The following is a 12,457-nucleotide window of genomic DNA, read 5'->3' on the forward strand; positions in this document are numbered from 1 at the left end:
GCCCGGGTGGCCGCGACCGCTGCTTGCAATGAAGCGTGCAAGTATTTCCGCATTGACATCGGTATCTTGCGCGCTGATGTCGGGCAGGTTACGGTGCCGGTCAAGCCCTGGAGCCGCCGCCAACCTCCGGAGTCCGCCGTCACCCCTCCGCGCCCGCATGCCGGGCCGATCCCTGGAGCCGTCATGGCCGCACGCCGGCTGGTCGCCGCCCTCCTGCCACCCCTCCTAGCGCTCGGCGCCGCCGTGGCGCTGACCCACACCGCCGCCGCCGACGAGACCACCGCGTCCGTCGACACCCTCCGTACCGGTTGGGACCCGAACGAGCCCGCGCTCGGGCCCTCCGCCGTCTCCGCCGCCGACTTCGGGCAGCTGTTCAGCACCCAGCTCGACGGGCAGATCTACGCCCAGCCGATCGTCGTGAACGGCACGCTCATCGCCGCCACCGAGAACAACTGGGTGTACGGGATCAACCCACAGACCGGCGTGATCGCCTGGTCGCGCAACGTCGGTCCGGCCTGGCCCGCCTCGGCGATCGGCTGTGGTGATCTGGTACCGAACATCGGTGTCACGAGCACGCCGGTCTACGACCCGGCGACGCAGTCCGTCTTCTTCACCGCGAAGGTGAACGACGGCTCCGACACCAGCCACCCGCACTTCTACATGCACTCGATCAACCCGGCGACCGGCGCCGAGCGCTCCGGCTGGCCGGTGACGATCCAGGGCTCGCCGACGAACGACCCGGCGAACACGTTCAACCCCAAGACCGCCGCCCAGCGGCCGGGGCTGCTGCTGCTCGACGGCGTCGTGTACGCCGGGTTCGCCAGCCACTGCGACTACGGCCCGTACGTCGGGTACATCGCCGGCGTCAAGACGACCACGCCCGCGATGTCGACGCTGTGGTCCACCGAGGCCGGCCGCTCGACCGGCATGGGCGGCATCTGGCAGTCCGGCGGCGGCCTCGTCTCCGACGGCTCCGGCCGGATCATCGTGGCCACGGGCAACGGCGTCTCCCCGGCGCCCGGCCCCGGCTCCAACCCGCCCGGCACGCTCGCCGAGTCGGTGGTCCGCCTGCAGGTCAACGGCGACGGCTCGCTCACCGCCCGGGACTTCTTCAGCCCGGCCAACAACGGCAAGCTCGACCAGGACGACACCGACTTCGGCTCGGGCGGCCCGGTCGCGCTGCCCTCGTCGTTCGGCACCGCGGCGCACCCGCACCTGCTGGTGCAGACCGGCAAGGACGGCCGCGTGTTCCTGCTCGACCGCGACAACCTCGGCGGCATGGGCCAGGGCCCGGGCGGGTCCGACGCCTCCCTCGTGCCGGCAGCCGGGCCCTACAACGGCGTCTGGGGCCACCCGGCGGTGTGGGGCGGCGACGGCGGGTACGTGTACCAGGTCGAGAACCAGGGCTTCCTGCGCGCCTTCAAGTACGGCGTGAACGGCTCCGGCCTGCCCACGCTCACGTCGGCGGCCACCAGCCCGTCCACGTTCGGTTACACGTCGGGCTCGCCGGTCGTCACGTCCAGCGGTACCACGTCCGGCTCCGCCATCGTCTGGGCGGTCTACAGCGACGGGTCCAACGGCGCCAACGGCCAGCTGCGCGCGTACGACGCCCTGCCCTCCGGCAACCAGCTGCACCTGCGCTACTCCGCGCCGATCGGCACCGCGACCAAGTTCGCCGTGCCCGCCACCGACGGCGGCCGCGTCTACGTCGGCAACCGCGACGGCAAGATCTACGGCTTCGGCCGGCCGACCACGGCCGCGCTGAGCGCGCCGCCGACCGACTTCGGCAACGTCGCCGTCGGCAGCACCGCCAACGCGACCGTCACCGTCACCGCGACCCGCGCGGTGCGCATCACCGCCATCGCCGCCGCCGCGCCGTTCGGCGCCACCCCGCCGGCGCTGCCGGTCAGCCTCAACACCGGCCAGACCCTCGCGGTGCCGGTCCGCTTCAGCCCGACCGCGCCCGGCGGCGCCGCCGGCAGCCTCACGTTCACCACCGACGCCGGCAACGTCGCGCTCGACCTGCACGGCAACGGCACCCAGGCCGGGCTCGGCGCCACGCCGTCGGCGCTCGCGTTCGGCACCGTGCCGACCGGGGCGAGCAAGACCCTCGGCGTCAGCATCACCAACACCGGCACGAGCGCGGTGACCATCACCAGCTCGACCGCGCCGGCGGCGCCGTTCACCGCGACCGGGTTCCCGGCCAACGGCACGACCCTCGCGGCCGGCGCCTCGGTGTCGGTCACCGTGAAGTACGCCCCGACGGCCGCCGGCAACCAGACCGGCTCGCTCGCCGTGGCCAGCAGCGCGGGCTCCGTCACCGTGCCGCTGAGCGGGACCGCGGTCACCGGCGCGGCGCACCTGAGCATCACGCCCAACCCGGTGCAGTTCGGCTCCGTGGCGGTCGGCACCACCGCGACGCAGACGTTCGACATCGCCAACACCGGCAACATCACGCTGACGCTCACGAAGGCGGCCCCGCCGGTCGGCGCGTTCAACACCACCACGCCGGTCTCCGAGGGCCAGCAGCTCTCGCCCGGCGACGTCATCCACCAGACCGTCACGTTCACGCCGAGCACACAGGGCGCCCAGTCCGCGGTGTACTCCATCACCGGCGACGACGGCCAGGGCGCGGTGCTCGTGCAGCTCACCGGCACCGGCGTCCCGCCGGTGAACAACACCAACCTGGCCGCCGGCAAGCCCGCCAGCGCGCAGTCCACCCAGGGCGGCTACCCGGCGAGCAACGTCACCGACGCCGACGCCAACTCCTACTGGGAGAGCGCCAACAACGCCTTCCCGCAGTGGGTCCAGGTCGACCTCGGCTCGTCGGCGAGCGTCGGCAAGCTGACCCTGCGCCTGCCGCCGCAGACCGCCTGGGCCACCCGCCGGGAGACGCTGTCGGTGCTGTCCAGTGTGGACGGTGCCAACTGGGCGACCGTCGTCGGCTCGACCGACTACGTGTTCGACCCGGCCACCGGCAACACCGTCAGCATCTCGTTCCCGGCGGTCACGGCCCGCTACGTGCGGCTGAACATCACGGCCAACACCGGATGGCCGGCCGGGCAGCTGTCGTCCTTCGAGGTGTACGGCACGAGCGGCGGCACGGCCACCCTGGCCCTCAGCCCGACGAGCCTGGCGTTCGCGGACACGAACGTCAACACCAACAGCGACTGGAAGACGGTGACCGTCACCAACACCGGCACGGCCGCCGCCACCATCCAGTCGGTCACCGCATCGGGCGACTTCACCGTCACCACCACGTGCGGCGCCTCGCTCGCGCCGGGGGCCAACTGCACGGCCACGGTCACGTTCCACCCCAGCGCGGCGGGGGCGCGGACCGGGACGCTCAGCATCCGCAGTACCGCATCCAATGCCGAGGCGACGGCGGCCCTCAGCGGCACCGGGCTCCCCGGCGCCACCACGAACCTGGCGTTGCAACGGCCGACGACGCAGTCGTCGAACACCCAGAACTACGGCTCGGGCAACGCCGTCGACGGCAACGCCAGCACCTACTGGGAGAGCGCCAACAACGCGTTCCCGCAGTGGATCCAGGTCGACCTCGGCTCGTCGCTGAGCGTCGGACGGGTCGTGCTGAAGCTGCCGCCGGCGACGGCGTGGGCGGCGCGCACCCAGACCGTCACGATCACCGACGCCTCCACCGGCGCCGTGCTCGTCGGCAACCGGCAGTGCGCGTTCGACCCGGCGACGGGCAACGCGTGCACCATCACGTTCGCCGCGACGAACGTGCGCAACCTGCGCATCACCTTCACCGCCAACACCGGCTGGCCCGCCGGGCAGCTGTCGGAGCTGGAGGTGTACTCCGCCTAGCCGGGGGAGGGCGCGTCACCCGGCGGCGGGCGACGGTGGTCCGGTGCGTCGCACCAGGATCGCGGTGTTGCTCGCCGCCGGGCTGCTCGCCGGGTGCTCCTCGCCGGCCAGCGCCAGCGGGCGGCAGTTGACTCCCATCAACCCGACGGACTTCCACCACGGCGCCGCCGACCCGTCCAGCGGCGCCGACGGGCGGGTCTCGGTCACCACCATCGCCAAGCACCTCGACATCCCGTGGGGCCTGTCGTTCCTGCCGGGCGGGGACGCGCTCGTCACCGAGCGCAGCACGCTGCGCATCCTGCGCGTCACGCCCGAGGGCCGGGTCACCCCGCTGGCCCGCATCGGGGAGTCCACCGCCGACAACGAGGGCGGGCTGCTCGGCATCGCGGTGTCGCCGAACTACAAGACGGACCAGACGGTGTACATCTACTACACCACCAAGACCGACAACCGCATCGCGAGCCTGCGCCTGGACGGCCGCTCCCGCCCGCACCCGATCGTCACCGGCATCCCGAGGGGCGGCATCCACGACGGCGGCCGGCTCGCGTTCGGCCCCGACGGGTACCTGTACGCCAGCACCGGCGAGGCCTCGCGCACCGAGGCGGCCCAGAACATCGGCGTCCTCGGCGGCAAGATCCTGCGCATGACCACCGACGGCAAGCCCCCGCCCGGCAACCCGTTCCCGCACTCGCTGGTGTGGTCGTACGGCCACCGCAACCCCGAGGGCATGGCCTGGGACGCCGCCGGCAACATGTACGTCTCCGAGATCGGCCAGGCGGTCTGGGACGAGCTCAACATCATCCGCCCCGGCGGCGACTACGGCTGGCCCGACGTCGAGGGCATCGGCGGCAAGAGCAAGTACATCGACCCGGTCGTCGCGTGGCACCCCGAGGTGGGCGTCGCCTCCGGCGTGGCGGTGACCGGCTCCGTCGCGGTCGTGACGTGCCTGCGCGGCCAGCGTATCTATCTGGTACCCCTGGGTAAGTCTTCGATCCCCAAGGATGTCGCGTCGGCCAGCCCGGGGCCGGGCGCCACGGTCGGCGCGCTGTCCGCCGGCCCGGCGGGCGCCACCGACAGCGTCCGCTGGCGCCCGGGCGCGGGCGTCGCGGGGCCGCCGGTGGAGGCCCTGGCCTCGAAGTACGGCCGCCTGCGGGCGGCGCTCACCGCCCCGGACGGCAGCGTCTGGGTCACGACGTCGAACCAGGACGGCCGCCTGCCCGGCGGCCCGGCCCCCGACGACGACCGCATCCTGCGCCTGACCCTGCGCACCGACTAGGTTTGCGCGCCGAACGTTAGACCGCCGAACGGTTCCGGCGATAGGCTGCGCCCATGCTGACCGGACTGCCGAGCTGGCTGCTGACCCAGAGCGCCCAGCACGCCCACCGCCTGGTGTCGGACGGCCTCGGCGCGGTCGGCGCGCGCGGCTACCACTACCGGGCGCTGACCGCCCTCGACCAGGACGGCCCGGCCAGCCAGGCGGACCTCGGCCGGCGCTGCGGCATCCACCTCAGCGACCTCGTGGCGACGATCAACGAGCTGGCCGGGGGCGGCTACGTCGAGCGCGCCCCCGACCCGGCCGACCGCCGCCGCAACGTCATCACCATCACCGCGGCGGGCCGCCGGCACCTGCGCCGGCTGGAGAAGCAGATCGGCCGGGTCCAGGACGAGCTGCTGGCCCCGCTCACGCCCGAGGAGCGGAGCCAGCTGACGGGCCTGCTGCGCCGGCTCGTCGAGTACCACGGCTAGCGCAGGTACGGCCCGTCCGCGCCGACCTTGCCCGGCGCCGGGTTGCCGGGCAGCGACAGGACGTACGCGCGCAGGTCGCCCTTGGCGTTGACCGTCGCCGTCAGGGTGCCGTTGGTGACGGTCTTGACGTCGCCGGTGACCGCGTCGGTGTAGGTGCCGTTCGGGATGCCCGTGAACGTCGCCGTCGACGAGATCGCGACCAGCACGAAGCTGTCGACCGAGCCGCTGGTGTAGCGGCGCTTGAAGGCGATCTGGCCGCCCGAGACGCCGGCCGTGGAGTACTGCCCCATCTGCAGCGCCGGGATCGCGCGGCGGATCTGGTTGAGCCGCTGCAGGTGCTTCACGAGCGGCTGGTTCAGCGTCGTGGCCACGGCGCCCGAGGCCGAGGACACCGTGCCGTAGCCGGACGCCACGACGGTGCCGGTGATGTGGTCGCCGTAGTAGGCACGCCCGGTCGTGGCCAGCGGGCAGGTGGGGCCGCAGTCGATCTGCCGGCCGGCCTGGAACTCGATCTCCGAGCCGTAGTACAGCACCGGCACGCCGCGGAACGTCCACATCAGCGCCATGTTCTCGGCCCAGGCGTCGGTGCCGCCGGCGTACCGCGTCGAGCTCTTGTTCGGGCCGTAGTCGTGCGAGTCGACGTAGACGGCGTTGTACGTGGCGTCGTTGGTCGAGTCGTCGGAGTCGGCGCCGTTGCGGAACGCGTTCGGGGCGTCGCCGAAGTTCATGTGCATCCGCATGTCGATGATGTTCATGCCGGAGAACTGGGAGTGATCCGGGGTGTGGTAGTCGTTGCCGTTGAGGAACGCGTTCGTGCTCGCCGGCTGGTTGCCGGTGCCCAGCTGCTCCTCGTAGTTGTACTGGTCCAGCGCCGCCTGGACGTCGTCGTCCACATAGGAGCGCCGCTCCTTCCACGTGTAGAACTGCGCGGAGTGGTTGACCGAGCCGCGGTTCCACTTGTCGTTGACGAACGCGGCGACCTCGCCGAAGACGTAGAAGTCCTTGGCCTTGTCCGCGCCGTACTTCTGCACCAGGTGCTGCTGCAGCGCGGGCAGGAAGCGGCGGTTCCACGTCACGCGGGGGATGTGCACGGCGGTGTCGACCCGGAAGCCGTCGACCCCCATGTCGATGTAGGAGTTGTACGCCCCGATGAGGTACTGCTGGACCACCGGGTTCTCGGTGTTGAAGTCGGCGAGGTCGTCGGCGAGCCAGCAGGAGCGGGAGTCCTCGCCCTCCCAGTTGCCGATCCAGCACTGGTGGTAGAGGTTCGCCGGGAACATCTTCGCCGTCGGGCTCGGCCACTGGCAGTTGTGGATGGTGTACCCCTCCGGGCTGAACTGGCCGTTGGGCGTGCCGTAGCCGGGGCAGGTGTTGCCGGGCGGGGCCGTCGTGGACCACAGGTCGCCGTTGTAGGCGCGGCCGAGCGAGTTCTCCTGCATCGGGTCGTACACGGCGCCGGGGACCTTCTCGCTGTACATCCAGTCCCACTGCCCGTCGCGCGCGCCCCAGACGGTCGGGACGAACAGGCCGTTGGCGCCCCAGCGGGAGCTGTGGTTGTACACGACGTCCTGGTAGATCTTCAGGCCCTTGGCGTGCGCGGCGTTGATCAGGTCCTGGTAGGACGCGCCGGGGGACTCCAGGCGCGGGTCGACGCGGTAGAAGTCCCAGCCGTGGTACCCGTGGTAGTCGTAGTCCGACCGGTTGAGCACCACGGGCGTGATCCAGATGGCGGAGAACCCGAGCCCCTTGATGTAGTCGAGGCGGTCGACGAGCCCCTTGAAGTCGCCGCGGAACATCGGGTCGTTGTTGGCGGCGTTGCCGGAGCGCACGTTCTGGCTGCCGCCCCGGTCGTTGGACGTGTCGCCGTCGTAGAACCGCGCGGTGAGCACGAAGTAGATGCTCTCCTTGCGCGGGTCCCCGCCGAGCATCGCCCCGCCCGCCGGCAGCGGCGGCGCGTCCCCGGTCGTGGCCGTGACGGTCCCGCTGGCCGCCGAGAGGTTCCCGGCCGCGTCGACCGCGCGGACGCTGTACGTGTACGTGGTGCGCGGCGCGAGGCTGCCGTCGATGTAGGTGTTGTACGCGGTGGTGAGGACGTTCCCGCCGGGGTTCCGCGTGATCTGGTACCCCGTGACGGCCCGGTCGTCGCTGGACGCGCTCCACCCGAGGGTGACGGTGACGTGGTCGACGGCGGCCGTGAGGCCGGCGGGCGCGGTCGGCGGCGTGGTGTCCGGCGGGACGGCGGTGCACGGGTCGCTCGCGCCGGCGGTGACGACGCCCCCGCTGACCCGGGTGGTGCCGGCCCCGATGCGGTAGTTGGCGCCGCGGTTGTTGTCCCACACGCCGGATCCGTTGTTGAACACGGCCTGCATGCCCGTGGCCGCCCCGAGCTGGACGGTCTTCTTGACCCAGCCGGCGCACGCGGTCTCGTTCATGGCCACGCCCGGCACCGCCGTCCACGCCTCGCCGTCCGGCGCGTAGTGGATGTTCACGGTGGTCCACCCGGTGCCCGCGGTGCCGTAGAAGACGGTCGCGGTGTTGCCGCCGGGCGGCGAGGACGGCGGCGCGGTGGCACACGGATCGCTCGTCCCGGCGACGGCGTTGCCGGTGATGGCGACGACCCCGGTGCCGACGGAGTAGTTGGCGCCCGAATGGTTGTCCCAGACGCCGCTGCCGTTGTTGAACGTGAGCTGCGCGCCGGTGGCGGAGCCGAGGTCGAGGACCTTGGTGTACCACCCGGAGCAGCTCGCGGCGGACATGGCGACGCCGGGCACGGCGGTCCAGGCGCCCCCGGTGGGCGCCCAGTGCACGTTGACCGTGCTCCAGGCGCTCGGCGGCTTGTAGAACACGGTCAGCGCGTTGCCGGCCGCGGCGAGCGCGCGGGCCGGCAACAGCGCGGCGAGCAGGGACAGGACGATGAAGACGACATGGCGGTGTCGGCGTGACATGGCGGGGTGCTCCTTGCTCTCTCATCCGAGACACAAGGCGTTGCAACGCGTGCTGGGAAGAGTGATCGACCCATTCAAGCTTGTCAAGCTTCTTGCAGGAATCCGCGCAGCTCCCGGGCCTGCACACCCGCTGAGCTGCACGGTTGACCGGCAAGCCCCGCAAGATCTTGCAATGATCAACTAGTCCACGGCGGCGCCGGCCGACATGTTGATCGACGCCCCGCTGACCGTGCGGGCGAGGTCCGACACGGCGAACGCGGCCATCTCCCCGACGTCGCGCAGCGTGGCCGCCTGCCCGGTCAGGGTGTTGCCGTTGAGCAGCTCGACGATCTCGTCCCGCCCCGGGTAGTCCGCCGGGATCGTCTCCGGCAGCCCGCCCGTGTGCAGGGTCACCACGCGGATCCCGTGCCGCCCGAGCTCGCCGGCGAGCTGCCGCCGCATCGACTCGACGGCGTCGAACGTCACCCCGATCCCGCCGACGCTGAGCTTGCGGGCGACGGTCCAGTCGAAGCGGCCGCCGAAGTACAGGATGACGCCCTGCCGCCGCGGCACCATGACCCGCGCCGCGGCCCGGGCGGTGAGAAACTTGGACCGCACGGCCGTGGCGACGGGCCGCAGGTAGTCCTCGACGTCCATCTCCACCATCGGCGTGCCCTGCACGTCCTGGTCGCTGATGACGTTGACGGACGCGTCGAGCCGCCCGTCCCGGCGCACGACGCGCTCCATGTGGGCGTCCACGGACTGTCCGTCGAGCGCGTCGACGACGTCGACGTGGGCGGCGCCGCCGGCCGCTTCGATGTCATCGGCGACGGCCCGCAGCGTCCGCTCGGTCCGCCCGGCGAGGTGCACGGTGGCCCCGTATCGGGCGAAGGCCCTCGCGATGGCGCCGCCGACCGCTCCGCCACCGCCGTAGACGACGGCCGTCTTGCCCTGCAACAACATGTCGGTCTCCTCCGTTTCCTGTACCGACGTGCTGGCCGCCCGGGCTCATCGGTTCTTTCTACGGCGTCACGGCGCGTTGTACGGATTCGCGCAGCATGCTGCGGCGGTGGTCGTGGTCGGCTCGTCTTATGGCTTCACGGTGCGTTGCACGGATTCGCGCAGCATGGTGCGGCGGTGGTCGTGGTCGGCTCGTCTTATGGCTTCACGGTGCGTTGCACGGATTCGCGCAGCATGGTGCGGCGGTGGTCGTGGTCGGCTCGTCTTATGGCGTCACGGCGCGTTGTACGGATTCGCGCAGTATGGTGCGGCGGTGGTCGTGGTCGGCTCGTCTTGTGGCGTCACGGCGCGTTGCACGGATTCGCGCAGCATGGTGCGGCGGCGGTCGTGGTCGGCTGCCGGCTCGTCGGCGGTGGCCGCGTATGCGCCGCTGGTCGGGGACCAGGCCGAGGCCATGGCGACCACCAGGGCCAGCAGGTCGGCGGGGTCGCCGGCGCGGACCCGGCCGGCCGCCTGCGCCGCGGCGACCGCGGCGAGCTTCGGCTGCAGATCGAGGCTGTCGAACAGCAGCCCCGTCCGGCGCTGCTCCAGGCGGATCCAGCCCATGAGCCGGGCCAGGTCGGGCCGGCGGAGGTTCTCGTCGAACATCGCCACGGCCCACGCGGCCAGATCCTCGGCGTCGAACGGCACGGCGCCGGCGCTGCTGGCCTGCAGCGAGTCCCGATCGAGCGCCGCGACCTGCGCGCCGACGACATCGCCGTACGCGTCGACTACTGCGGCGTCTGCCACAGCGACCTGCACGCGATCCACGGCCGGCTGGCCAAGCCCGCGGACGCGCTGGTCCCCGGCCACGAGTTCACCGGCACCGTGACGTCGGTCGGCTCCGCCGTGACGACCCTCGCCCCGGGCGACCGGGTCGCGGTCGGGACACTGGTCGACTCGTGCGGCGCCTGCCCGATGTGCGAGGCCGGCCAGGAGAACTACTGCTAACCAGGGCGCCGTCAGCACGTACGGCGGGACCGATCGCCTCGACGGCACCGTGACCAAGGGTGGGTACAGCCGCGAGTACGTGCTGCGGGAACGCTTCGCCTACCCGTTGCCCGCCACCCTCGACGCGGCCGCGGCGGCCCCGCTGATGTGCGCCGGCCACGTCTGGATGCCTGCACAACCGTGGAACCCGTTCGTAACGAACGTGTTCGCCAGAACGGACGTCGCGAGGCTCTCGCAACCACGTTCGTAACGAACGCGTTCGTTAAGCCCGCGTTTGTGAGGCCGCGCGCCGACCCTGTTCGCGACGAACGCGTTCGTCACGGCCGTGTTCGTCCGGTGGCATGCGCCAGGTGGGGTTTGCGTCGCGGCGCTCGCGGCGGCCGTGTTCGCGACGAACGCGTTCGTGGGCGCGGCCCATGAGCCCGCGCGATGCCGTTCGTGACGAACGCGTTCGTTGTGGCCTGCTCTGGGGCGGCGGCCTGCTGGGTAGCCCTGTGCTGTGGCGGTCCGACGAACGTGTTCGTGACGAACATGTTTGGGGGGAACGTGTTCCGTCAGGCGCGGCGGGTGTGACGGGGCGAGGGTGGTGCAACAACCGGATAGTGCTGCGGTCTCGCGCGGATGGGAGAGTCTTGAGTTGTGACGGAGCACCAGCACGACGAGCGCCGGAACAGCCGGGCTCACCTTCATGAGCATGGTCATGGGCCTGGTCATGGGTACGACAGTGCGCACGTCCACGCAGAGACCGAGCTCGCCGACGAAGACCAGGCGCAGCGGCACCACGAGCACGGAACCGGGCATGAGCACGAGCACGGAGCCAAGCAAGGGCACGGACACGAGCAAGAGCATGGACCCAAGCAAGGGCGCGGACACGAGCACGAGCACGGGCCCAAGCCAGGGCGCGGACGCGAGCAAGAGCACGGGCATGGGCACGGCGGCGAAGGGCACTCGCATCAGCACGGGGTTGCCCGCGACGCCGATCGGCGGTGGCTGGGGGTAGCGCTCGCGCTCATCACGGCCTACATGGCCGGCGAGGTCGTCGTCGGGGTTTTCGCCGGGTCGCTGGCGCTGATCTCCGACGCCGCGCACATGCTCACCGACGCCGGGGCCATCGTGCTGGCGCTGTTCGCCATGCGGCTGGCGGCGCGGCCGCCGAAAGGGGGGTACACCTTCGGGCTGAAGCGGGCGGAAATCCTCTCGGCGCAGGCCAACGGGATCACCATGCTGATCCTGGGGGGTGTGCTGGCCGTGGAGGCGATCCGGCGGCTGGTCGAGCCGGGCCACGTGGTCGGAGGGCCGGTGCTCGTCACCGCGCTGGCGGGGATCGCCGTCAACCTGGCGGCGGCGTGGGCGCTCAGCCGGGCCAACCGGACGAGTCTCAACGTGCAGGGGGCGTTCCTGCACATTCTCAACGACCTGTTCGCGTTCATCGCCACGGCGGCCGCGGGGCTGGTCATGATCCTCACCGGGTTCACCCGGGCCGACGCGATCGCGACGCTGCTGGTCGTGGTGTTGATGGTGCGGGCGGGGGTCGGGCTGGTGCGGGCGTCCGGGCGCATCTTTCTCGAGGCGGCGCCCAGCGGGATCGACCCGCCGGCGCTCGGGTCCCGGCTGGCGGGGGTGGCGGACGTCGTCGAGGTGCACGACCTGCACGTCTGGCAGATCACCTCGGGGGAGCCGGCGCTGTCTGCGCACGTGCTCGTGGCCGAGGGGCGGGACTGCCACGGAGTGCGCCGGGCGATCGAAGGGCTGCTGCGGCTGGAGTACCGGATCACGCACAGCACGCTGCAGGTCGACCACGCCCGGGAGCGGGGCGACGAGCACTGCGCGGACTCGCACGGGGAGTCGTACCGGCCGCCGGCCGAGGTGGCGCGGGGGCGCACGACATAGCGCGGACCGCTACCGTGTGGCGCGAGCGGGCGGCCGGACCTGGCGACGCTGCCGGGCGGCGGGCGGTTCCAGCGCGGCATCGTCGCCGGGCCGTTCGAGGCGACCAACGACGTCGGCTA

9 protein-coding genes are annotated in these 12,457 nt (G+C 71.8%); 5 read left to right on the forward strand and 4 right to left on the reverse strand.

Annotated features, from left to right (window positions below):
• Positions 1 to 183 precede the first annotated feature (183 nt).
• From ACQEVU_RS08585 to ACQEVU_RS08595, 3 genes are read left to right on the forward strand one after another with little or no spacing between them, the layout of a single operon-like run.
• Positions 184 to 3,828, forward strand: coding sequence for a choice-of-anchor D domain-containing protein (locus ACQEVU_RS08585; RefSeq protein WP_433322013.1), 3,645 nt, complete (start codon positions 184 to 186; stop codon positions 3,826 to 3,828).
• Between the two features lie 43 nt (positions 3,829 to 3,871).
• Positions 3,872 to 5,104, forward strand: coding sequence for a PQQ-dependent sugar dehydrogenase (locus ACQEVU_RS08590; protein ID WP_433322014.1), 1,233 nt, complete (start codon positions 3,872 to 3,874; stop codon positions 5,102 to 5,104).
• Positions 5,105 to 5,157: 53 nt separating this feature from the next.
• On the forward strand, positions 5,158 to 5,574 hold the full coding sequence (locus ACQEVU_RS08595; RefSeq protein ID WP_433322016.1) for a MarR family winged helix-turn-helix transcriptional regulator: 417 nt from the start codon (positions 5,158 to 5,160) through the stop codon (positions 5,572 to 5,574).
• On the opposite strand, the gene ACQEVU_RS08600 is transcribed toward ACQEVU_RS08595, so the two are convergent.
• The 3 genes from ACQEVU_RS08600 to ACQEVU_RS08610 form a co-directional block, all read right to left on the reverse strand.
• Positions 5,571 to 8,519 (reverse strand): carbohydrate binding domain-containing protein, encoded by a 2,949-nt coding sequence (locus ACQEVU_RS08600; protein ID WP_433322017.1) that lies wholly within the window; start codon positions 8,517 to 8,519, stop codon positions 5,571 to 5,573. The genes ACQEVU_RS08595 and ACQEVU_RS08600 overlap by 4 nt on opposite strands.
• Positions 8,520 to 8,699: 180 nt before the next feature.
• A complete protein-coding gene (locus tag ACQEVU_RS08605; protein ID WP_433322018.1) occupies positions 8,700 to 9,461 on the reverse strand; it encodes an SDR family NAD(P)-dependent oxidoreductase in 762 nt (253 codons plus the stop codon).
• 270 nt (positions 9,462 to 9,731) lie between these two features.
• Positions 9,732 to 10,259: a hypothetical protein gene (locus ACQEVU_RS08610; protein ID WP_433322019.1), complete on the reverse strand. Its 528-nt coding sequence runs from the start codon at positions 10,257 to 10,259 to the stop codon at positions 9,732 to 9,734.
• 3 nt (positions 10,260 to 10,262) lie between these two features.
• Here ACQEVU_RS08610 and ACQEVU_RS08615 point away from each other — a divergent pair, with 3 nt between their 5' ends.
• On the forward strand, positions 10,263 to 10,448 hold the full coding sequence (locus tag ACQEVU_RS08615) for an alcohol dehydrogenase catalytic domain-containing protein (protein ID WP_433334852.1): 186 nt from the start codon (positions 10,263 to 10,265) through the stop codon (positions 10,446 to 10,448).
• A gap of 99 nt (positions 10,449 to 10,547) precedes the next feature.
• On the opposite strand, the gene ACQEVU_RS08620 is transcribed toward ACQEVU_RS08615, so the two are convergent.
• Complete coding sequence (locus tag ACQEVU_RS08620; RefSeq protein WP_433335364.1) at positions 10,548 to 11,285, reverse strand: hypothetical protein; 738 nt, start codon at positions 11,283 to 11,285, stop codon at positions 10,548 to 10,550.
• Between the two features lie 153 nt (positions 11,286 to 11,438).
• Between ACQEVU_RS08620 and ACQEVU_RS08625 the strand changes: the two genes are divergently transcribed.
• Complete coding sequence (locus ACQEVU_RS08625; RefSeq protein ID WP_433334854.1) at positions 11,439 to 12,338, forward strand: cation diffusion facilitator family transporter; 900 nt, start codon at positions 11,439 to 11,441, stop codon at positions 12,336 to 12,338.
• Positions 12,339 to 12,457: the final 119 nt, after the last annotated feature.

The sequence above is a fragment of the Dactylosporangium sp. CA-139066 genome (assembly GCF_050936175.1).
In the GTDB taxonomy this organism is placed as follows: domain Bacteria; phylum Actinomycetota; class Actinomycetes; order Mycobacteriales; family Micromonosporaceae; genus Dactylosporangium.